This window comes from uncultured Aquimarina sp., assembly GCF_947492115.1.
GTDB lineage: Bacteria > Bacteroidota > Bacteroidia > Flavobacteriales > Flavobacteriaceae > Aquimarina.
In genome coordinates this window covers 876,991-901,168 of sequence record NZ_CANLMM010000001.1, presented here as the reverse complement: position 1 = coordinate 901,168, position 24,178 = coordinate 876,991, and the positions used below count along the sequence as shown (strand labels likewise).

At 31.7% G+C, this 24,178-nt stretch carries 16 protein-coding genes; 6 read left to right on the top strand and 10 right to left on the bottom strand.

What is annotated here, in order from left to right; translation table 11 throughout:
• Positions 1–9: 9 nt before the first annotated feature.
• Complete coding sequence (locus Q1A73_RS04055; protein ID WP_299601922.1) at positions 10–699, bottom strand: TIGR00730 family Rossman fold protein; 690 nt, start codon at positions 697–699, stop codon at positions 10–12.
• Between the two features lie 66 nt (positions 700–765).
• Positions 766–3,603: an excinuclease ABC subunit UvrA gene (uvrA, locus tag Q1A73_RS04050; protein ID WP_299601919.1), complete on the bottom strand. Its 2,838-nt coding sequence runs from the start codon at positions 3,601–3,603 to the stop codon at positions 766–768.
• A 153-nt stretch (positions 3,604–3,756) separates the two neighbouring features.
• Between uvrA and Q1A73_RS04045 the strand changes: the two genes are divergently transcribed.
• Both Q1A73_RS04045 and Q1A73_RS04040 read left to right on the top strand, forming a co-directional pair.
• Positions 3,757–4,281 carry a hypothetical protein gene (locus tag Q1A73_RS04045; RefSeq protein ID WP_299601916.1) on the top strand — a complete coding sequence of 175 codons (525 nt, stop codon included), beginning with the start codon at positions 3,757–3,759 and terminating at the stop codon, positions 4,279–4,281.
• Positions 4,282–4,287: 6 nt separating this feature from the next.
• Positions 4,288–5,724, top strand: a complete 1,437-nt coding sequence (locus tag Q1A73_RS04040; RefSeq protein ID WP_299601913.1) for a DASS family sodium-coupled anion symporter — start codon at positions 4,288–4,290, stop codon at positions 5,722–5,724.
• A 65-nt stretch (positions 5,725–5,789) separates the two neighbouring features.
• On the opposite strand, the gene Q1A73_RS04035 is transcribed toward Q1A73_RS04040, so the two are convergent.
• The 6 genes from Q1A73_RS04035 to aroB form a co-directional block, all read right to left on the bottom strand.
• Complete coding sequence (locus Q1A73_RS04035) at positions 5,790–7,187, bottom strand: vanadium-dependent haloperoxidase (RefSeq protein ID WP_299601910.1); 1,398 nt, start codon at positions 7,185–7,187, stop codon at positions 5,790–5,792.
• Between the two features lie 296 nt (positions 7,188–7,483).
• Positions 7,484–9,931 carry a TonB-dependent receptor gene (locus Q1A73_RS04030; protein ID WP_299601907.1) on the bottom strand — a complete coding sequence of 816 codons (2,448 nt, stop codon included), beginning with the start codon at positions 9,929–9,931 and terminating at the stop codon, positions 7,484–7,486.
• Between the two features lie 3 nt (positions 9,932–9,934).
• Positions 9,935–10,861 (bottom strand): FecR family protein, encoded by a 927-nt coding sequence (locus tag Q1A73_RS04025; RefSeq protein ID WP_299601904.1) that lies wholly within the window; start codon positions 10,859–10,861, stop codon positions 9,935–9,937.
• 64 nt (positions 10,862–10,925) lie between these two features.
• A complete protein-coding gene (locus tag Q1A73_RS04020; RefSeq protein WP_299601901.1) occupies positions 10,926–11,450 on the bottom strand; it encodes an RNA polymerase sigma factor in 525 nt (174 codons plus the stop codon).
• Between the two features lie 109 nt (positions 11,451–11,559).
• A complete protein-coding gene (locus Q1A73_RS04015) occupies positions 11,560–12,276 on the bottom strand; it encodes a hypothetical protein (RefSeq protein ID WP_299601897.1) in 717 nt (238 codons plus the stop codon).
• Positions 12,277–12,323: 47 nt separating this feature from the next.
• Complete coding sequence (aroB, locus tag Q1A73_RS04010; protein ID WP_299601894.1) at positions 12,324–13,394, bottom strand: 3-dehydroquinate synthase; 1,071 nt, start codon at positions 13,392–13,394, stop codon at positions 12,324–12,326.
• Between the two features lie 166 nt (positions 13,395–13,560).
• Here aroB and Q1A73_RS04005 point away from each other — a divergent pair, with 166 nt between their 5' ends.
• Positions 13,561–14,736 (top strand): proline dehydrogenase family protein, encoded by a 1,176-nt coding sequence (locus tag Q1A73_RS04005; protein ID WP_299601891.1) that lies wholly within the window; start codon positions 13,561–13,563, stop codon positions 14,734–14,736.
• 20 nt (positions 14,737–14,756) lie between these two features.
• Positions 14,757–15,134, top strand: coding sequence for a VOC family protein (locus tag Q1A73_RS04000; protein WP_299601888.1), 378 nt, complete (start codon positions 14,757–14,759; stop codon positions 15,132–15,134).
• On the opposite strand, the gene Q1A73_RS03995 is transcribed toward Q1A73_RS04000, so the two are convergent.
• Positions 15,131–17,389: a BamA/TamA family outer membrane protein gene (locus tag Q1A73_RS03995; protein ID WP_299601886.1), complete on the bottom strand. Its 2,259-nt coding sequence runs from the start codon at positions 17,387–17,389 to the stop codon at positions 15,131–15,133. The two genes, Q1A73_RS04000 and Q1A73_RS03995, sit on opposite strands and share 4 nt — an antisense overlap.
• Before the next feature lie 2 nt (positions 17,390–17,391).
• Positions 17,392–22,371 (bottom strand): translocation/assembly module TamB domain-containing protein, encoded by a 4,980-nt coding sequence (locus tag Q1A73_RS03990; protein WP_299601885.1) that lies wholly within the window; start codon positions 22,369–22,371, stop codon positions 17,392–17,394.
• Positions 22,372–22,592: 221 nt separating this feature from the next.
• Here Q1A73_RS03990 and Q1A73_RS03985 point away from each other — a divergent pair, with 221 nt between their 5' ends.
• Both Q1A73_RS03985 and Q1A73_RS03980 read left to right on the top strand, forming a co-directional pair.
• A complete protein-coding gene (locus Q1A73_RS03985) occupies positions 22,593–23,168 on the top strand; it encodes a pentapeptide repeat-containing protein (RefSeq protein WP_299601883.1) in 576 nt (191 codons plus the stop codon).
• Between the two features lie 19 nt (positions 23,169–23,187).
• On the top strand, positions 23,188–24,162 hold the full coding sequence (locus Q1A73_RS03980; RefSeq protein ID WP_299601880.1) for an alpha/beta hydrolase: 975 nt from the start codon (positions 23,188–23,190) through the stop codon (positions 24,160–24,162).
• Positions 24,163–24,178 lie beyond the last annotated feature (16 nt).

The window sequence follows — 24,178 nt, the reverse complement described above, 5'->3', positions numbered from 1 at the left end:
AAAGTTTTTTTAGAAGTTCGGACTTAAATTATATTGCGCATAGAACTTATCTAAAATATCTAATACTTCATCTGGCGTATCTACAACATGAATTAAGTCTAGATCTCCAGGACTAATATTTCCGAATTTATCCAATAGCGTAGCTTTTATCCAATCCATTAATCCTCCCCAAAACTCAGAACCTACTAATATGATCGGGAAAACTGCTATTTTTTTAGTCTGAATTAGCGTGATCGCTTCAAAAAGTTCATCTAATGTTCCGAATCCACCTGGCATTACTACAAAACCTTGTGAATATTTTACAAACATTACTTTACGAACAAAGAAGTAATCAAAGTCTAAACTTTTATCACTATCGATATATGGATTGTCATGTTGCTCGAATGGCAAATCAATATTTAGTCCTACAGAGGTTCCACCTCCTAAATGAGCACCTTTATTACCTGCTTCCATGATTCCAGGTCCACCACCTGTAATAACTCCATAACCATGTTCAACTATTTTCTGAGCTACATCTACAGCCAATTGGTAATATTTATTATCAGTCTTAGTTCTTGCGGATCCAAAAATGGATACACAAGGACCAATTTTACTCATTTTTTCAAAACCATTTACAAATTCTCCCATGATCTTAAAAATCGCCCATGAGTCATTTGTTTTTATTTCATTCCATCCTTTATGACGTTGTTCTTTTCTCATATTTTGTAATTTATAGGAAATGCTTTTCGCAAATATCCTTATGATTGGTTGTTGTTTTATTTGTTATTATGCCTGCTCCAGTTCTTTCTTTAGAAACTTAGCAGTATAGCTTTTTTTATTTTTTATTACTTCTTCTGGTGTTCCTTTTGCAATTACCTGACCACCATTTTTGCCTCCTTCATAGCCAATATCTATAATGTAATCAGCCATTTTAACTACATCTAGATTGTGTTCAATGATAAGAACAGTATTACCTTTGTCGACTAATTCGTTTAATACTTCCATTAAAACTCTAATATCTTCAAAATGAAGACCCGTCGTAGGTTCATCTAGAATATAAAATGTATTTCCGGTATCTCTTTTAGATAATTCTGTAGCAAGTTTGATTCGCTGTGCTTCACCACCAGATAATGTCGTAGATTGTTGCCCAAGCGTTATGTATCCCAATCCTACACTTCTAATGGTTTTGAGTTTTCTGAAAATTTTCGGAATATGTTCAAAAAAATCACAAGCTTCATTGATAGTCATCTCCAATACATCAGAAATCGATTTTCCTTTATATCGTATTTCTAATGTTTCTCTATTGAATCTTTTTCCCTGACACGTTTCGCATTCTACATAAACATCTGGCAAGAAATTCATTTCAATAACTCGCAAGCCACCACCTTTGCAGGTTTCACATCTTCCTCCAGCAACATTAAAACTAAATCGCCCTGGTTTGTAACCACGAATCATAGCTTCTGGCGTCTTTGCAAATAAACTTCGAATTTCCGAAAATACACCGGTATATGTAGCAGGGTTGGAGCGTGGAGTTCTTCCGATTGGTGATTGATTAATATCAATTACCTTGTCTGCATGTTCTAAGCCTGTAATTTTCTTGTATGGCATTGGCTTTTTAACCCCATTAAAATAGTAGGCATTTAAAATAGGGTATAGGGTTTCATTGATAAGTGTAGATTTACCACTACCTGATACACCAGTAACAGCAATCATTTTTCCTAATGGAATGTCAATAGAAACATTTTTAAGATTATTTCCTGTTGCGCCCTTTAACGAAATCTTTTTACCATTTCCTTTTCTGCGTTTAGCAGGAACTTTGATTTGCTTTTTACCACTTAGATAGTCTGCAGTTAAAGTTGTGTGGTTTTTAAGGCTATCAGGATTACCTTCACTAATTATTTCACCACCATGTTTTCCTGCTCGTGGTCCAATATCGATAACATGATCGGCACGCTCTATCATATCTTTGTCGTGTTCAACTACAATAACAGAGTTACCAATATCTCTTAGTTGAACAAGTGAATTGATTAGTTTTTCATTATCTCGTTGATGTAATCCGATACTCGGTTCATCCAAAATGTATAGAACCCCAACCAATTGAGATCCTATCTGTGTGGCTAAGCGAATACGTTGTGCCTCTCCACCAGAAAGTGATTTACTACTTCTGTTAAGCGACAAGTATGTTAATCCTACATCTAGTAAAAATTGTAAACGTGCATTGATCTCTTTTAAAATCTCACCAGAAATTTGTAGTTGCTTTTCACTTAAATTTTTAGGAAGTTTTTGAAACCATTCTGCAAGTTCGCTAATATCCATTGTAGCAAGATCCGCAATACTTTTTCCCTCAACTTTAAAGTACAAAGATTCTTTTCTTAATCTAGACCCATTACATTCTGGACATTCGATATTATCCATAAAATCTTTAGCCCATCTTCTTAAAGAAGTAGAATCGTTATTGTTGTAAGTGTTTTCTATGAACGTAGCAATACCTTCAAAATCAATTTTGTATTCTCTAGTGACACCCAGTGTTTTGCTATCTACGCTAAACTTTTCCTTTCCACCATACAAAATGATCTGCATCGCTTCTTCTGGAATATCTTTTATAGGGTCACTCAACTTAAACCCAAAACGTTGAGCAATTAGTTCTAACTGCTTAAATATCCAATTATTTTTTTGTGGTCCTTGAGGTACTAAACCTCCATTTTTAATGGATTTAGTATCATCAGGAATTATTTTTTTGATATTTACTTCATACAGATTTCCAATACCATTACATTTCGGACAAGCACCTTTAGGTGAATTAAAAGAGAAATTATTAGGTTCTGGATTCGGATATGAAATTCCACTAGAAGGACACATTAAACTTCTACTAAAGAAACGAGCTTCATCAGAACCTTGTTCAATCACCATTAAGACATCATCTCCGTGATACATCGCAGTGTTAATAGTTTCCATCAAGCGTTTAGAATTGTCCACGTCGTTGGTAACGGCTAAACGATCAATTACGATTTCGATGTCATGGGTTTTGTATCGATCTAGCTTCATACCTTTGGTGATATCTTTGATTTCTCTATCGGTACGAACTTTTACAAAACCTTGTTTAGCTATTTGTTCAAAGAGTTCGCGATAATGTCCTTTTCTAGACCTAATAACAGGGGCGAGAATATTAATTTTTTTTCCTTCAAAGTCTTTAAGGATAAGATCTTTGATCTGCTCATCACTATAACTGACCATCTTCTCACCAGTATTGTAACTATAAGCATCACTTCCTCGAGCAAATAGAAGTCTCAAAAAATCATAAATCTCGGTGATAGTACCCACAGTACTTCTTGGGCTCTTGCTAGTGGTTTTTTGTTCAATGGCAATTACAGGAGAGAGTCCATCGATTTTATCTACATCAGGTCTTTCCAGACTACCAAGAAACTGTCGGGCATAAGCGGAAAACGTTTCTATATATCGTCGTTGCCCTTCGGCATAAATAGTATCAAACGCTAAAGACGACTTACCGGACCCAGAAAGCCCAGTAATTACTACCAACTTTTCTCTAGGTATAGTAACATCGATATTTTTTAAATTATGAACTCTAGCTCCTAAAACTTCAATATTTTCCTCTGATACTGCCATAAAAATTTAACCAAGATTGCAAATGTAGTTATTTGTGTTGTGTTAGTAAAATTGGGTTAGCTTTTACAATTGTTAAATAGCTGTTATAATTTCTAAATAAAGACAGAACTAAATTTTGATACTTTTTATATTTTAGCTTAAAACATAAATTATATGATATTAGGAATAGGCTCCAGAATTAAACATCCTACTTATGGGTTGGGTGTTGTTACTAATGTAACCTCAAAAATGTATTGGGTAACTTTTATTGAAAATGGATTAGAAACTATTGATGTGGATGAAGATTTTGAAGTCATCGATGGTGTAGAAGATGAAGTTGATACGATTAGTTTTTATGAAGTAGAAAGAACATTCCGAGAATTATTAAAAAGATATAGCGATATTTCTGAAATAGTACCAATAGCTGATAAATGGAAAGGTGGGAAAATAATATTAGAACCAGCAGATACAAATCTTGCTTCTAAAGAAATTCCAATCGATACATTTTTTCATAAAATTGTGATGGTAAGAGATCGCATTCGTGTGATGGAACAAAAGATTAACAGTTCTAAAGCAATTGATGATCAGGATAAAATTGATTTACAACAGTATATCACAAGAATGTATGGTAGTCTAACTACATTTAACGTGCTTTTTAAAAATAAATCTCAACAATTTGTTGGTAGCAGTAAAAAGTAAATGACAGTGTATCCACTAATTAAAAAGGTAGGTTTATTTGCAGGACCACTATTGTTTTTGGTTTTGGTAAACCTACCTTTTGTTATGGTTTCTGAAATTGCAGACAAGGTAATTTCAGTGGCGGTATGGATGATTATTTGGTGGATTACGGAAGCTGTTTCTATATCTGTAACTGCTTTGATTCCTTTAGTTCTATTTCCATTGGTTGGAATTTTGGATATTAAAACAGTATCTCAAAGTTATGGAAGTCATATCGTTTTTTTATTTTTTGGAGGTTTTGTGATGGCCTTGGCTTTAGAAAAAGTGAATCTTCATAAACGAATTGCGTTATCAATTATAAAGATTACTGGGACCAGTCCAAATCGTGTTATTCTCGGATTTATGATCGCTACAGCTTTTTTGAGCATGTGGATAAGTAATACTGCGTGCACAGTAGTGATGTTACCCATTGCACTTTCTGTAATTCAGCTTTTGATCAATGATGAAGATGGGTTTACTAAAAACGATCGAAACTTTGCATTAAGTATTATGCTAGGAATTGCCTTCTCTGCTAATGTTGGAGGAGTAGCAACCATTATTGGAACGCCACCAAATTCCGTTTTAGTAGGATTTTTAGAGACAGAATATCAGATTGAAATTTCGTTTCTGAACTGGATGTTATTGGCATTTCCTTTTTCAGTGATGATGATTGGAGTTATTTATTTTGTGATTGTAAAATGGATTTATCCCAATCGAATTTCTGGTTTTACAGCTTCAAGAGATGTAATTGACGAAGAATTAAAGAAACTTGGAAAAATCACAAAAATTGAGCGAAGGGTACTTACTATTTTTAGTGTTGTTATTTTTTTGTGGATTACAAGAACTACAATCAATAATTTCTTTCCTGGTTTGAATTTGTCGGATACCGGAATTAGTATGATGGGAGCATTTGCATTATTCGTAATTCCTTTTAAACTAAATAAAGGAGAATTTACACTTGATTGGAAAGATACGCAAAAGCTTCCTTGGGGCATTCTTATTTTATTTGGTGGTGGTTTAGCACTTGCTAGTGGTTTGTCACATGCTGGTCTTATAGAATTAGTAGCAGATAATATTGCTGCTAATAAAGGTTTAAGTCTTTTGGTAGTTGCTTTGCTGCTAATTGTATTTATGCTTTTTATGACGGAGTTGATGAGTAACGTAGCGTTGGTATCAATTTTTGTTCCTGTAGTGGCAGGAATCGCTTTAGGATTAAAAATTTCAATGCTTCATTTGTTGATTCCAGTAACGATGGCATCCAGTTGCGCATTTATGTTACCAATGGCTACACCTCCCAACGCGATTGTGTTTGCTAGTGGTTATGTAAAAGTATCCGAAATGGTAAAAGTAGGAGTGATCCTAAATATTATTTCAGTGTTATTATTACTATTACTATTTAAGTTTTACGTTTCTCTTATATTTTAAAGGTTTAACAACACTAGAGTATAAAAGCCCAACCTGTTTCGGTTGGACTTTTTTACAGATTTATTTTAGTTTTGAAGATCAAGATCATTTACAGCATCTGCGATCTCTCTACCTAAGCGTAAACCTTCGATAGCATCTTGTTCTATATGTACACCTAAAGGAACGCGAGAGTATGCATTTTCTCTTGCCATTTCAGTAAAGGAAGTAAAACTTCTTGGTGTACCATTAAACTCTATGACGTAATCAAATCCTTCATAGGTTCTATCTGTAAAACTGATATTATCTGTACCAAAGAATCCGATAAATACTCCAGCTCCAACACCTGCAAACGTAGCATGACCAGAAGGATAACTTGGAAAAGCTGGGTTAGCTTCTTCTATAAATCTTGATAAATTGGTTGTAAAATCTTCATTTATATATTCTAAAATATAATTACTAGGGCGCTCGATATTATAAGTGTATTTGTCATCCCAAGCAGAAACAGCTGCATCATTCACCGCAAAACCAAGTTTTAGTAACAGTTCCAGTGTTCTTTCATATCCCAAGTCATATTGTTCAATTAATTGATTGGCAATAGAAAATTGTCTTCCTGGAGGACTAATCATCAGACCTTCTACATCATCAGCCCAAAACTCAGCAATCCATAAATCTTCATCGTTTCCATTGGCAGCTGCCGTTGCTACTTCATAAACCTCATGCATTTGTTCATAATATTCGCTAGATTCATTTCTACTGTATTGTAAGACTGTAGAAAAATCTTCGCTGCTAGTTTCCTCTGGGGATATAGCAAAAGTTCTGACTTCTCTCCAATACGGAAACCAAGCATCTTCATTTTCATTAGCAGCCCATAAACCAACACCTACAGGAGCTATATAATCACTAGGAGTTGGGTTTGCAGCTTGTTCTTCTCCTTCTTGATCGGTTTGACTATAACTTATAACTCGCTGTGCCACATGTCTACCCCAGTTTTCTGAATTTTCTATCTCTGAAGCAGAAAGTCCTTCAGTGAGTTCAGCTTCTTTTTCTTCCTGAAAAGAAGATATTCTCTGTCTAACTCCAGATTCCAGGCTAAACATAAAATGATCAATAACCAGTGCATATGCAGTATTTAAAGCTAGATCAATATCTACATCATCTTCTAATGCATTTAGATTTATATTCAGGTTATTAAATCTATCTTCATTAGACGTATAATCATCCATAAAAGGAACAGCAGTTTCATAACCCGTTAAATGAATGTATGCCAGAGCTCTAGTAATGGTATTTGGTCTCATACTTTGTGTATATTGATCTATAGTTACCCATAAATTACTCCATTCAACTATTAGATTAGCAGTTTCATTAGTTAAATCGATATCAGTATCAGGATCATCAAATATAGCATCATCATCTGTAGCACAAGATTGAAATAATAATATGTTAATTGCTATAATGATTATCCACTTCAAATTTATTTTCTTCATAATTTTTTGAGGTTAAGAAAAACTTGATAAAATCTTTATCAGATACTTGTCGATACTATTAAATTACTTTCTTTTTTCGGCCGTAAATAAAGTAAAAAGCACTAAAAAATAGTATCATTTATGTTTTTTCAAGTTTTAGTTAATAATTCTAATTTGGCTTATTTTTCATAAACCTTTTTGCTTGTTTATTATGAATACGAGTGATACTTGTTTTTACCCAACCACATAATTTAAAAAAATGATAATAATTTTTGTTTTAGGTAGTTAATAATTTGATTTTCAAGTGTGTAATTTTGTTAAAAAAATAGGTTTATTTGTAAATTTGGAGAGAATCTACTTGCTTTTCTTAGACTATTATCATCTTGATTTTGAAAAGCGTTTACAATATTATCTTGTCCATATACATTTAGTATAGATAAACCAATTACCGTTTTAAAGCTTTTAGAAGTATTATAAAAAGTATAAGAAGTTGAAAAATCTAGTTGATGCAATCCTGGAAAACGACTAGAGAATTCTATATTACCAGAATTTGATTCATTCGGAAAGATAGCTGGTAAACCTGAAAAATACCCCCATGAAAGCGCGAATTTCCATTTTTCTAGATTTATTAAACCAGTTAAGCTTATGATGTGACGTTGATCAAAGAATGCCTCGGATGTCTCTTGGAAGTTCGTTTCAGTTTTACTTAAAGAATAATTGATGAAAGCTTCTATTCTACGCCATTTTTTCTTTATAAAAAGATTTGTTCCAAAACTGATGATACTTCCCAATTGGTCATCAGATTTCTGAGAAATATCATTTGTTTTCTTATGATACAGTTCTAAATCTATCAACCATTTAGAAGAATCGAATATACCACCAATCATCGTTTGGGTACCTTTTAAAGGTCTTATCTCATCATTGGGTAAGAACCAAAGTTGATTTGTCGTATTGAAATCATCGAAATCATTGGTGAACTTTTTTTGAATAAATTGATTAGAACTACCAACCGAAGTTTTTAAATATATCTGATCATTAACCAAATAACTAGCAGAAAATCTTGGGTTTACATATAAATTACGAAGAGGTGAATAATAATTATTATGAAGCCCGAAATTAATGATTAATCGTTCGTTCCATTTTTTTTGAAAAGAGATGTAATTAGAATGAACAATTGCAGATTGCCGTCTTTCAGAATCAATATTGCTTTGTTGTCCAAACTCTTTACTGGTTAGACGATGCTCTGTTAGGGTATACCCAGATTCGAAAGATAAATGATCATTATAATCATATGTTATTTCTGTGATTACACGTGTGTCTGATACCGTATTATCAAACCTTTCTACATCAGATCTTGTGTTTTGCACGAAACCCTCGCTCATGCTATTAAGATCAAAATTTGATTTGCTAAATCTTAGTTCTGTTTTTAGTTTTTTAGATAATTGTGATTGCCATTTTGCGGTAAATCCCCAGTTATCTAGCTCGAGCTCTCTAAAATCAACTTGGTCATCTTCATTTTGGTTTCTTACCTGAGCTGATAGATCATTTTGAATATTTATAAAGCTTAATGTAATCGCATTTCGATCATTTATGTCATAGTTTAATTTAGCATTTAGATCATAAAAACCGATGTCAAAATTAGAAGAACTATTTACTTCATCTGCTACTGATTCCAGTCTACTTCCTTGAAAACTTAAGACAGAAATAGCTTCTAATTTTGGTGTGTTAAAATTTGGATAGCTGCTTCTTCCTGATACGATAAGCCCTAATTTCTCATCAACAAGCTTAGTCTTTAGAGTAGCTCCTGCTAATATTGAGTTGATAGAAATTTCATAACGGTTCTCTTTTGGTATTTTGTCGTAGGTAGTCATATTAATTAGACCACCAACACGACCTCCCCATTTTACTGGTAAGGAATTTCTTTGAATTTCTACATCGGTTACGACAGAAGTATTATAAGGAGAAATAGCACCTAAAAAATGGCCTGAATGATAAATAGGAATATCATCTATCTGTACCAAGTTTTGATCAAAAGTATTACCTCTAAAATTAAGGTTTCCTGGTTTTCCACTAGGAGAGTGAATTCCTGGAATATTATTGATTACATTAAAAATATCTCCATCGGTTTCACCAGCTAATAAACCAAGGGATTGGGTATTAATTTGTATGCTATGATCACTTATTCTAGAATCTATTCCCTTGGTTACGTAGCTGTTTAAAACAATTTCATCTAATTGAAATTGCTTTTTAGACAGTTTTAAAACGGGAGTGTTTAAGAGATCTTCTGCTTTTAATTTTACACTATTAAAAGAATATAAATGAATACTTATAGAATCTAAAAGGAATACATTTCGTAATGTAAATGTTTCATCGGTACTAAATATATAATCTGCTGGATGATCATTGATTTGATATTCTAATGTAGAAATAGTTGAATTAGATGTATCATCAATAACTCGAAAGTTAATACTCTTTCGAATAGGTAATATTATATAGTCATTGCTGTTATTTTTTTCAAATGTAACACGAGCTTGTTGCTCTATGATTTTAATACAATCCTGTATAGTGTCGCAGCTAATGTTTCTTCTTAAGAATATATTTTTAAAGGTAGTATGATTGTAGGAGAAATCGATATCAAATTTTTTCTCCAATTCTTCGAGTTTATCTGAAAACTTAATAAAACTAGTATTCTGAGCAATACCAGTAGAACCAAATAGAAGGAGTAAGAGTAAAATATGGTAATATGAAACATACTTATTATCCATAATTTATTCTACAATAATCCTATTATTATCTATACGATATTTTATTTCCATAGATGAGAATAGTGTATTTAAAGCTGTATTTAAGTCTTTATGAGTTAGTGTCCCTGTAAATTCTAGATGTTCATATTTTTTTGGCAATTCTATTTTGATATCATAGTACTTCTCTAGCTCTTTCGTTATTGCTGATAAGGTATCTTTATTAAATTTACTAACATTATTAATCCAGTCTGGTGTGATAGAATTATGAGAATTACTAACTAATATATTTTTTTCTGCTATTACAGACTGTCCTTTTGTTAGTATTTTTTGATCTTTATCACCATATTCTACATTCACCTTTCCTTCATAACAGCTGACTTCAAATGTATCTGGAGCTATTTTTACATTAAATTGTGTTCCTAAAACATCAATTTTTCCTAAATCGGTGACTACGGTAAAAGGTTTTCCTTTAGTAACATCGAAAAATGCTTGACCATCCAAGAAAATAGTTCTCTTGTTTTCCCAATCATTCTCCTTAAATGATACTTTGGATAATGCGTCAACTTTTACTATCGTACCACAAGGAAGTTCAACTGTTTTATTTTCAGCGACTAAAGTAGTGATTGTAGTCGTTTGATTCATAAAGTAATTCCATGATAAATAGCTAATAGTCATCAAGATAGCAATACTTGCAGCTATCTTCATCCAACCATAATTGTTTTTACGTATTGACTTTACTTTTGTGTTAGAAACGGTTTTTTTGCGATTATTAAGATCTTTTAATCCGGCTTCTACATCTAGTTTAGGTACTTGCCAGGTATCAATTTCATCAATGACTACCTTTAATTCATCTAACTCGCCAGACGATTCCAATTGTTTTTTTTCGTCCTCATTCAATCGGTTGTCTAACCAGCGTGATATCAAATTGTTTCGAGTAAATTTATTATTCACTGTATAAGTATTTTATGTTAGAATTACCTTGTATACGTTTACAATACGATTTTACCTAACCTAATTAGATGTTATGTTTTTGTAATTCTGTTATCTCTTTAATCTTGATGAGTGCTTTTGCGATACGTTTTTCTACGGCAGTTTGACTAATATTTAACCGTTCTGCTATTTGTTTAAACGTAAGTTTTTCAATTCTATTTAGCAAAAAAGCTTCTCTTTGTTTTTCTGGCAATGCAGAAATGGTTTCTTCTATTTTTTGTTTGAATTCTTTGGTTCTTAAATGAAAATAAGGATCTTCATTATCATGATTTTGTTTAGTCACACTTTTTTCAAACTTAAGAGCCACTTTTTTAGACCTTAGTTGATCTATGTACAAATTTTTAGAAACGGTGTATAAGAAGTTAACTGCTTTTTCAAATATTACTGTTTTACATTTAGACCATAAGATAATAAATGCTTCTTGTACTATGTCCTGAGCTTGATTTAAGTCTCCAAACTTGAAATAGAGATGGTTTCGAAGACTTTCGGCATGATTTTTATATAAATCATTATATACTTTTTCCTCGCAAACAGAGAAAAGTTTATTCATTTTCTTGATAGAATTAGTAGTAAAGATATAAAATAATTGCTCAAATTTCTTTTGCGATAAAGAGTTGTTTTAAGAGTAATTTAATAGAAGAATGGTTATGCATTTTTATTTATTCATTCCATGCTCTTAAATTACTTATGGGAATTCCAATGCCTAAAGTCTTATGATACTGAGCTAAATAGGCGCCACTTTCTGTAGTAGTCCAATTCTCCCAGGTAGCTTCAATTCCTCCAATAGGTATAATAGTAACCCACATTTGATAAGAAGTAGGAAGATAATTTTTGTCAACTTTCCATAGGTATGAGTCTCCAGGTGTTGTACCACCAGAACTATACGTCACTAACAAACCTTTTTCACCATCTTCTAGGGTTACAATTTTTCTGGTTACTCCTTCATCAAACAATTTATGAGGAGCGACTACCCAAAAGGAATCATTATTAAAATAAGCAAGTGCTTTACTAATCATTTTTTGACTTTCTTCGCCTTCCAGGATATTTCCATTTCTAGTAATACTACTATTTTTAGAATTCTGAAGATCTAGATTGGCCTCATAAGTATCCCAGTTTACTTTTACTTTCCCAGATTTTTTGTTCCAGATATAATGGTTATGATTTCTAAAAGACCATTGGATATAATCTGTATTTACAAATTGATTATGATGTACCGCTTGTTGTATTTGTAAAGCAAAATTATCAGCTTCTGTTCCAGACGTACCTTCTGGCATTTTCTTATGTAAAGAAAAGTAGAGTACAGCAATTAGAAATATAACAATGACTGTTATGCTGATAAAGAATATTTTAAGGAGTTTAAAGAGTCGTTTCTTCAAGTGATTAATCTTTTGTTAGACCTTAAAGATATTAAAACCAACTGAAATTAAAGCGAATCATAATAGTCAAAAGCATCAATAATCAGATCGTCAGATACAATGCAATTGTATTTGGCATCTCCAATGGTATTAAGTAATACAAAATAGATGTTTCCTTTTTCGTTCTTTTTATCATGTACTAATAATTCCATAATAGCTTGGCGATCATTTGGATCTATGGATACTTTTGGAAAGGTAGCTAAAATCACTTGACTTATTTGCGTAAGTTCTTGCTCTGATACCGATAGTAAAGCTGCAGAAATAAATCCTTCTAAAATCATTCCAATAGCTATTGCTTCTCCATGTAATAAAGTTGGCTTTTCTGGATGTGTGAGGTAAAAGGATTCAATTGCATGTCCAAGTGTATGCCCAAAGTTGAGATACTTTCGGATATTTTGTTCTGTAGGATCTTCAAAAACGATGTTATTCTTAATGACTACGGAGTCATAAATTAATTGATCTAGATCTTCTAAGGTTAGTTTAGATAGGTCGGTCATTTTCTCCCAATAAGCTCTATCTTGTATGAGTCCATGTTTCAACATTTCTGCAAAACCACTACACATCTGTTTGGTAGGTAATGTTTCTAGATAGGTAGTATCAACCAATACCATTTCCGATTCGCTAATAACACCTACCATGTTTTTAAGATTACCTAAATCTACACCCGTTTTTCCACCAACAGAAGCATCTACCATTGCTAGTAGCGAAGTAGGAACATTGATATAATTAATTCCTCTTTTATAGGTGCAAGCAATGAAACCACCTAAATCTGTTACCACACCACCACCAAGGTTAATCAATAAACTTTTTCTGTCGGCTCCATATTCTGCTAGTACATTCCAAATGCTACTGCAGGTTTCTATATTCTTATGAATTTCCCCTGGCTCTATTTCCAATACTTCAATTTCGTAAGAACCTTCAATTTTACTCATAAAATGAGCATAACAGTTTTGATAGGTATTGCTGTCTACCAAAATAAATATTTTGGAATGATTTGCCTTTTCCAAATAGGTGTTAAGCGCAGTGTAACATTCTTCGTTAAAATATACAATAGAATCTTTAGAAACTATGGGCTTCATAAAAGGTGTTTTTTGAGGCTGTGAAATTAAGCAGAAATTGTAATAAAATAAACTTCCAAGTTCTATATTTGCAGATATCTTAAAACAATAGGGTAAGAAATGATAATACGATCATGATTTGGTAGAATTTACCTTGATTGTTATGAATTATTAAAATTGATAGTTAATGGAAAAACGTACTTTGTTTGATAATACTGAGACTGCTTTTGTCTTAAAAAGTGATTCTGAACTAGAGAGAGCTTATTTTCTCTTTAAAATGATCGCTAATGAACCATTAGTTAGAATAGGAACAGCGGTTACAAATTTCGCATTAAAAGCACATTTACCCGTACAAGGATTGATTCGTGCAACGGTTTTTGATCATTTTTGTGGTGGAGTAGACGAAGAAGATTGTATGCCAGTGATCGAAAAAATGTATGCTAAAGGTAAAGTGTCATCAGTATTAGATTATTCTGTAGAGGGAAAAGAAGAAGAGGAACAGTTTGATCATGTGTTAAATAAGACTTTGGAAATTCTTGACTTTGTAGATCAAAAAGATGCAATTCCTTTTGGGGTTTTTAAACCTACAGGATTTGGACGATTTTTAATCTGGCAAAAAAAGACAGAAGGAACGCCATTAACAGCAGAAGAACAGAAAGAGTGGGATAGGATAGAAGAGCGTTTTGATATCGTTTGTAAAAAGGCATATGATTGCGATGTTCCATTATTGATTGATGGAGAAGAAAGCTGGATGCAGGATGCTGCTGATGAATTAGTGGCAAAAATGATGCGTAAGTACAATAAAGAAAAAGCAATCGTTTATAATACATTACAGCTATATAGGCATGATCGATTAGATTATCTAAAAAAGTTACACGAAGAAGCAAGAGTGTATGGATATAAAATCGGAATGAAAATCGTTCGAGGTGCTTATATGGAAAAGGAAAACGATCGTGCAGCAGAAAAAGGATATCCTACACCAATTTGTGAAAGTAAAGAAGCTACAGACCTTAACTTTAATAATACGTTAACCTATATTCTAAATAATTTAGGAGATATTTCTGTATTTATAGGAACGCATAACGAAGAAAGTAGTTATAAAGCAATTGAGCTTATGGAGCAACAAGGTATAGCTAAGAATGATCCAAGAGTTTGGTTAGGTCAATTATTCGGAATGAGCGACCATATTAGTTTTAATTTGGCTGCAGAAGGGTATAACGTTGCTAAATATTTACCTTTTGGTCCAGTAAAAGATGTAATGCCATATCTAATTCGTAGAGCAGAAGAAAATACATCAGTAGCTGGGCAGACTACAAGAGAATTGGATTTATTATCTAAAGAAAGGAAAAGAAGAAAACTATAATGTTTTACATATAACCAACAATGAATTTAAATCAAGTAACAGTTCCATCAATAAATGTAGAACAATCGATAAGGTTCTATGAGTTACTTGGATTACATTTAATAGTAAAAGCATTACCACATTATGCTCGTTTTGAATGTAAAGACGGAGACGGAACCTTTTCAATACATCAGGTAGAAGAATTGCCTAAAGGAGAAGGTGTCTACGTGTATTTTGAAACCGAAAAATTAGAAGAAGAAGTAGCTCGTTTGCAAAAAGAAGGAGTAATATTTGATTTATTACCTACAGAACAAAGCTGGTTATGGAAAGAAGCACGACTTAAAGATCCCGACGGTAACCAAATCATTTTGTATTTTGCAGGAAACAATCGTAAAAATCCACCTTGGAGAATTAATTAAAAAGGATATCCAATAGCAAAATTTAATATAGAGTTAGAGACATTAAAATCAATTTTATTTTCGACATCAGCAGGGTCTAATATTGGAGCTGCTAAATCAAATCTGATTACAAAATTCTGAATATCAATTCTTAGGCCTACACCAGTACCTATTCCTAGTTCACTAAGGAAATTAGAAGAAAATTCTCCTCCTGGTAATGAATCATTTTCATTTGTTAACCAAACATTACCAGCATCAACAAAAACCGCTCCTTTTAAGTAAGGGATTATTGGAAATCTATATTCTAGATTTGCTTCTAAGCGAATGTCCCCTGATCTATCAAAGAAAGAACCCGTATCATCATCATCAGGTGTATATGTTCCAGGTCCGATAGATCGAATTCTAAACGCTCTAACGCTAAACGCACCTCCAGAAAAATATTGCTTAGAAAAAGGAAGAGTTTCAGAATTACCATAAGCTAAACCCCAACCTCCAAATAATCGAGTTACCAACTTTTGATTGTTTCCTATGCTAAAATGATATCTAAAATCAATATCAGCTTTAACGTATTGAGCGTATTCCAATCCTAAAAATGTATTGATGTTTTCTTCATCACTGCTGTCAAAAAGGCTCACGGTATTACCCGCAATATCAAAATTGAAGTTGAAGAAAAAAGGATTGCTAATCGATGAATCATTTAACTCATTATAGGTAAAAGAATAGGTGAGTCCAGCAATGAATTGTTGATTAAAGCTCGTCTTTAAAAACTGATTTTCTTCAAGTATTTGTTCAAACTCTTCGGTAGTATTAGATAAGTTTACATAATTGAGACTAATTGGATTTAGTTCATGATTAACAAAACGATTGGCATTCCAGCTATAACCAAATGTAGTATTAAAGGAGTTTAAACTGTATAGCTTACTTCTGTTAAGATATTCGAAACCAGCACTAAGTATCGTTTTTGGAACCGCATATTGAAAACGATCTACAATTTTAATGGGGAATAATAATCTGGGAAATACCAAATCAGATTTTAAACCTATTTGTGTACTGCTTAGGCCACTATTTTCTCCTCCAGATAATTGAGTTTCATATCCTAGGGAAGCGGTTATATTCAAAGTTTCTCCTCCTCTGAAGAGATTTCTGTTAGCATATGTGACGAGTAAGCTTGGACCAGTAAAATTGTTAGATTTGGATAAAGCCTGTAGCTCTGCTCTTATTGCTCTTTTATTAAGTGGTGACAAATAAATATTTGCTCTAAGATTTCCTTCTTCTTTTCCTTGTTTTCCTGTGGTAAGCACATCATATTCAATATTTACAAACTTATATGTTCCTATAGAAGATAGCCTGTTACTTGTTCTTTTGGAAACTGAAGGATTATAAAATTGATTTTTTTCGAAGAGTATATAGGGTTTTAAATACTTTGGTTTGAAAAAATCTCTATTTTCTATAAAATTGATATTTGAAAATTGAATAGTATCTTTTGAATTACTATCTGTATGGATTGTATAGTTTGGATATACATTAATATTACTAATGCGGTAAGGGATTAAAGATTTTTCGGGAACATTTTTCTTTAATCTCAGGAACAAATCGTAATGTTTGGTTTTATATTGATTGGTATCCGCTTCAAAAATCAAAAAATCTGAATTAAAGTTATAATATCCTCTAGCTTTGAGAGTCTTATCAATTCGTTCTCTTTCTAACTCAAAAAGCGCTAGGTCAAAACGATCCCCCTTTTTTATTGGGCTTTTGGAAAAAATGTCTTTTATCTCTTCTGAGATTGGAAAGGGAATTGAATCTAATCTGTAATTTTTTAAAATATAAGGTTGATTTACTACTACATTGTATGTAACGGATGCGTAGGAACTATCTGTTGTAATTTCAGAGTTTATTCGATTTCTAAAAAAACCTCTATTCTCTAGGCGATTATTGATTAATTCTTCGATACGTGATCTATCTATATCAGAAAGGTATACAGGTTCTTCACCAAAATTCTTGTACAAAAATTTATTAATGAATCCAGGATTATCTTTTTGGTTTTTATAATGCGCATATAAACCAAGTTTAATTCCTAGCATTTTTGAGTTGGGTTCAGGTCTTATAACAGATTCTATTTCCTTTTCAATTATGTTAAGATTTTTGATCTTGGAATCTGATTGTAAAGACAAGGAAGCGCCCGTATATAGTTTTTCATTATTAGGTATAAAACGTTTCACACCGCAAGAAGACAGAAGAACTATAATACTGATGAATAATAAATATCTCTTTTTCAAGTCTAATTTTCTTTTGATTTTTGTTTTTTTAGTTCTTCTTTAATGGATTTGGAAAATAACTCTTTAAATTCATTAAACTCTCGATTAAAAATAAACGCAATACCCGTTACAATCAATTGTCCATCAATAACACTTTCAAATTCATTTTTTCTAAATCCTTTAAGCCGATATCTTCCATTTTTCGTCAATAGATATTCCAGGCTAACATTGCCTATTACAGGTGTTGTTTCTGCTGAGTTTTGACTACTTCCTTCAATATCAACATCACTTCCTACTTGTACGATTAATCGATCGTTGAATAGTCTTTTTTGCGCATTAATTTCTAGTTGTGTTCTGTTTTGTGCAGCATTACCTTGATAATCAGTATAGCTGTTTAGACCAAAATCTAATTCGACTCCAGTATCTCCAATTAGTTTATCCGAGAAGCTATTGAGCTGGCCAGATAGTACTTTGTTTACATTATCTCTAGCTATGGAAACGGCACCACCATTACTTCCATCACTACCAGCATCTGGAAAAAATCTATTTAACACTAAAAGAGAAAAGACTTGTTTATTAAGTTCTTCTTCTTGACTGTTAAGTTGTTGTACCTGTCCATATACTTCTCCTCCTAAACTACCTTGTTCGTCCTCAGGCATGTCTAGTTGGAAAGAAATTTCTGGTTCCAAAAGCTGACCATCTACGTTTAGATATACTAGAAATGGTAGTTTTTGACGAAACTGATTTGTAATGCCAGAAGATTCTCCAGATGTTTTTGCCGCCATCAGAGAAGCTGCAGAAGTTTCTACGTTATAAATAGCGGTTACATCAAGTTTAGCATCTAATGGGTCGCCTAACCAGGTTATAGAACCTCCTGGAGCTATTTGAAATCTTCTTTTTACTATATTATAAAGACTTACTTCATAGTGTCCATCAGTAATATCATACCTTCCGGTTAGCGTAGTTCTACCGTTTGGTTCCATTCCAAATTTAAGTTCACCTTCACCCGAGATCTGAAAATTATCTTTACTACGTTCGTCAATAACAATCTTAAAAACAGAACCTTTATCAATTTTTAATTTAGTGTTGATGTCATATCCCTTTAATAATGTATTAGCATATCGATCTTCTTCAACTCGAGTTATAATAGCATCAGGATTTTTCCGATTTACAAATACAACGATACCTTCACGTTCTTTAATTTCAAGCTCTGATTCAGGAACTATTAAAGTAAAATTGGAATCTTCATCGATGGCTAAATCACCTTTGATTTTAGGAATATCTAAATTTCCTTCTATATCTAAATCGGCTGTTATTTTTACATTTCCAAAGAAGAGATCATTGTTTTCTCTTGTAGCATTTAGTATCTGAAAGTTTTTCGTGTTTAGTGAAAGGTTAAAATCTGGATTATTTAAGTCTTTCGTACTTATTTTACCGTCTAAAGAAAAAGTATTTAAATTTTCATCTGCAATGGTGAAATTGTTTAAGGTTATATCTGTATTTGTAATACTTATATTTTCTTCTGGTAAAGTAAATCGTGTATTCAGAGAATTGACTATCATACTTGTGTTTTCAAAATGAAAAGTGCCTTTATAAATAGGGTTTAAAGTAGTTCCTTTAATTTTTGTATTACCACTAATGATACCTTTAGTCTCTGAGATTTGCTGGTCCATAAACTTTTCCAATACCTGAACTTGTAATTTTTCTAGGTTGAGATCAAAATTTATTTCCGACTCATTTTCTTTAGTCTGATAATCTCCATTGAGGTTTAATTTTACATTTTCTCCATTTAATAATAAACTCAGATCATAATTTTGAAAGCTTTTAGATATAGCGTCTAGTGTAAGGTCTCCTAAAGTAATTCCTTTTACTTTTAATTCTTGAACATTTAGGTCTGCAATAAGACCAATTTGTTCAAAAGGGTTTTCAAAAATAATTTTACCATCTATAATACCATTAGCAAGAATTTCATCATCGCTTAGGATGGAAGTAAATGTAGATGCATTGAAATTGTAAAAAGAAATACCTATATGCTTTTTGTCAATTTGAGAGTCATCTGAACTAATAATCAATTGTTGTTGATTTTGTTTTATTTCAAAATCTTTAAAATCTATGTAATTTTTAGCTATGGTAATTTGGTTATTTGAGGAAATAGACCATGGATTTTTATCAAAAACAATAGATTTAGGGTCGATATGATAATAAAGTGTGTCTTTTTTTAGTCGTAGTTCAGACTTAACAGAAGCAATCCTTTCAGTTTCGTTATCGGTGCTAAAATCCAAAAGTAAAGTTTGATCTTTTAAAACTCCCTCAAAAGCAGTTTTATTGATTTGGATTGGGTCTGATACTATACTTTTCCAGCCTAAAGAGAATTTTACATCCTTCTTATCGGCATCTATATTCAGACTAAGGCTATCTATACTACTATTATTGTAATTAATAGACGGTGCATCTAAATTAACAATTAATTTTTCCTTGTCTTCACTAAAGTAAAGATTGGCAGTGATAGAATCTAATTCTTTAATACCTGGTAATAAAATATTACTTAAGATAGGTTTTTCTCGTACAACCAAATCCATTGTGATCTCAGCCGATTTTTGAATAGTATCTTTTATTTTATTTTCAGAAATATATGTTTTTAGTCTATTTTGTATTGAATGTACTATTTGATCAACTCGGGTATTAGCTAAGATATTTGCATCTAAAAATTCACTACCTATCAATACTTCGGATGTATTAGAATTACTTAAAGCATCAAATTTTATATCAGCTATTTGATAAGGTTCATTGTTCTTTACTACCAAAGCATCTGTGATTTTAGAGTGTAACCTAAAATCCTGAGAGTTTCCTGTGTAATCGAAAGATATTTTACATTGTGTTTTTATAATATCATTGGTGATAATACCTAAACCATTCAGATCGGCACCTGCAATATTCAAAAAACCATTTACCTTAGGTGAAATAGAATCTAAAACTAAATTTGTATTTAAAAGGAAATTTAAATTTCTATCTTTAAACTTAGCATTAACATTCCCTTTACCGTTAACTATTTCGCCACGTAATTTAAAATCAGAGAAGTTATATTCATTAATTGTTATTTCTTTAAATTCAGAATCTAAGGTTGCATTCAACGTATTAAGAGAGGATCCTGATCCTGTTATTTGTGCATTTAAAGTTATGGAGCCAAGTTGTTGGTTATTCAATAATTTTTGTAATTGAAATTTATCTACAGACACATCTCCATTGAATGAAATCTGATCCTTATTACTGTAATTGCCGCTTAGAAGAACAGATCCCATTGAAGATTTCAACAAAGTATTTCCGTCTAAATCATTTACATGTCCTGATATATTACCTTCTATACCGATTTCTGAAGGAAGATTTATTCCATAATCAGATTCATTAATAAATGCTTTTAAGTTCTGTTTTGTCGAAATAAAATTATACGAAATAGAGTCAAACTGTATTTGATTTTCGGTTAGAAGATTTTTTAAGTTACCTTCTAACTGTATTCTTGTGTCCTTACCCCAATATAAATTAGGTATATTAGTTTTAAAATCTGAAATTTTCCCTTTTAACGATAGAGATCCGTGTAATCTTTTTTGTGCTAATGAATCGATATAATTATTTTGAGCTAAACTGGATTGAAAGTAGTAAGCATCTTTAATTCCTAAATTAAGTGTATCTAAAGTTATATCAAATATTGCTTTCTCTGGAGAGTTAACTAATGTAAAAAGAGAGTTGTATTGTATGTTAAAATTACCTTTTATATTACTTTCATTTGTCTGCATATAGACTTTTTTTAACCTTGTTGATGAGGTCTCATCTATAGTTATTACAGAAGAAAGATGCCTTAACTTAAAACCACTATGATCTGTAAATGCAGTTTTTTGAAGGTTTACGCCTGCTTTTCCTTTAGCAATATTCAGATTCTCTGCTTTTAATAAAATGGATTGTAAAGAAATATAGCTGGGATCAAATTGTTTTTCTTTTCTGAAGGTGGATTTGTTTTGAAACAAAAATGAATTATTTTCTAACGAAATAAAGTTTATATTCAATGTTAAATCAGGCCAATGAAAAGGCGACTCCTTTTGAGGTTGATTTTTTTTTGAATTACTTAGTGACTTCAATAAAATCTTAGAATCATCAAATTTAAATTCATTGATACTATATTCCTCATCTATAAGATTAATATAACTATTGTCAATATCCAGTTTTCCAATATTTGATGAAAAGGTAATACTATCGGGAACGGATTGATAAAATATATTTACCTGATCAATAGAAAAATAATCTATTTTAAACTTTGGTAACTCTGTATTATTCGATTTTGTGTCAGTGCTGGTTTTAGTTAATTCTGTTTGTTTGAATCTAATATCTGAATCACTAAAGTAAAATCTTCTAATTCCGAAATTCTTGGTTAATAGGTCAAAGGTCTCCATATCAAAAGAAAGTTCGCCTAGTTTTATAGTACTATCGATACCTGCAGTTTCGTCTAAAAATAACACCTCAAAATCGGTAAGTGATACGCCTCCAATAATTATTGGAACATCAGAGGATGTTTTTGTAGTATCTGTTTGAGTCGTAAATGACTCTAATATAAAATCAAAGTTATAAGATTTAGTATCTTTTTTTCTGGTTATATTAGCTTTTACTCCATCCCAATCTAATGTTTTTAGATGGTAGCTCGTTCCTCTAATAAGAGGTAGTAAAGCTATTGATGCTTCTAATTTTTTTGAATAAAGAAGCGTGTCTTGTTTTTGATCTTCTATATAAAACTCTTCTAATAAAATATTACCAGAAAAAGTAACGTAAGCTTTACTAAGTTTTATAGTGGTTTTGGTCTCATTTGATAGATAGGAGATCAGTTTATTTACAATAATTTCCTGTCCCCATGGACTTCTAATAAAAAGTATGATAAACGCAAATAAAGTTACCAGAATTATTAAAATTTTAGCGATCCTTTTTATCCATTTATATTTTTGCTTTTTGACTTTATTCACAGAAGGAATTACTTGTTAGGTGATTTTAAACAAATGTACATTGTTAAAAGTTAATCTAATTCGAATTTTATCTTAATAAGATCTTAACCATATGGATTGGTGTAAAAGTTTTATCATATCAGTCAATAATAAATTTCTTAGTTAAGATTTATGCTTAATTTTACTTTTATCAAGTGATAGTTTACAAAAAGAATTAGTTTTTAAAAATTTTACTTTTTGATATGAATGATATCTTAGTAATCGAGAAAAACTTTATAGATCAGGATTTCTCAAAGCAAAAATTACCTGGTAACGAGTATGATAATTGCGAGTTTGTGAATTGTAATTTTTCAGAAGCAAATATGTCTGTAATTACTTTTATGGAATGTACTTTTACCGATTGTAATTTTACGAATGTAATGCTTAAAGAAGCATCGTTTAGAGATAATTGTGTTTTTAAAAATTGTAAACTGTTAGGAGTAAACTTTAGTAGTTGTAATTCTTTTATGTTTTCAGTGAGCTTTGATGGTTGTGTATTAGATTATGCTTCTTTTTATGCTTTTGAACTCAAAAATACCAGTTTTAACAACTGCAAACTTTTAGAAACTGATTTTACCGAATCTGATATTACTGGTTCAATGTTCAATAATTGTGATTTAGCCAAAACTATTTTTGAACAAACCAACGCTGAAAAAGTCGATTTTAGCACAGCCTTTAATTACACAATCAACCCTGAAATAAATAAACTGAAAGAAGCAATTTTTTCTAAAACCAATTTACAAGGATTACTACATAAATACCAACTTGTTTTCAAGTAGTCCATAAACTCTTAAAACCATGAGAAAATTTAAAAGATATAGGAAGCTGCTTATTTTTCTTGCCTTGATGTTCTTATCATTATTCTTTCTAGCAGATTTTGATATTCCTGTAGAAGAGTTAAAAGAAAAATATACCTATTCATATTCTAAGTTTGTGGAAATCGATGGGATGAATGTCCACTATACAGATCAAGGATTTGGCTTTCCAATTATATTATTGCATGGTAGCGGAGGATCGCTGCATACTTGGGAAGGTTGGGCAAATGAGTTAAAAACAAATTATCGCGTGATAAGCATAGATTTACCAGCTTTTGGGCTAACAGGTCCGCATACGCGAGGAGATTATTCCATAAATAGTTATACAAAGTTCTTATACGATTTTGTAAACAATCTAAAACTTGATAGATTTCATCTAGCAGGTAATTCGTTAGGTGGAGGTATTGCTTGGAATTTCACATCGGATTATCCAGAAAGAGTAGATAAATTACTATTGTTAGATGCTTCTGGTAATAGACCAAAACCAAAGAAACAAACTACAGAGAATACAAAAAAGAAAGGTAGTAGTTTTTCTGTTTTCAGATTAGCGCGTATTCCTGTAATCAATAAATTATTTCTCTATTTTACACCAAAATCTATTATTCGCAATAACTTAGAACAAGTATACTATGATGATAGTAAGGTAACGGATACTTTGGTAGAGCAGTATCATGATTTTGCATTAAGAGAAGGTAATCGCCAAGCTTTTATGGATAGACTTATGACGACAAGAGGAAAAGATACATCACATAAACTAAAAGAGATAAATAACTCTACACTTATTCTTTGGGGGGAAAATGATCGTTGGATTTCTGTGAACACTGCCTATAAGTTTAATGAAGATATCCCAAACTCTAAGTTAGTAATCATGAAGAAAACTGGCCATTTACCCATGGAAGAAAAGCCAGAAGAAAGTGTGAAAATAGCTAAGGATTTTTTGGCTGAAGATTTGGAGTAGTTCTTTTAGAGGTGAA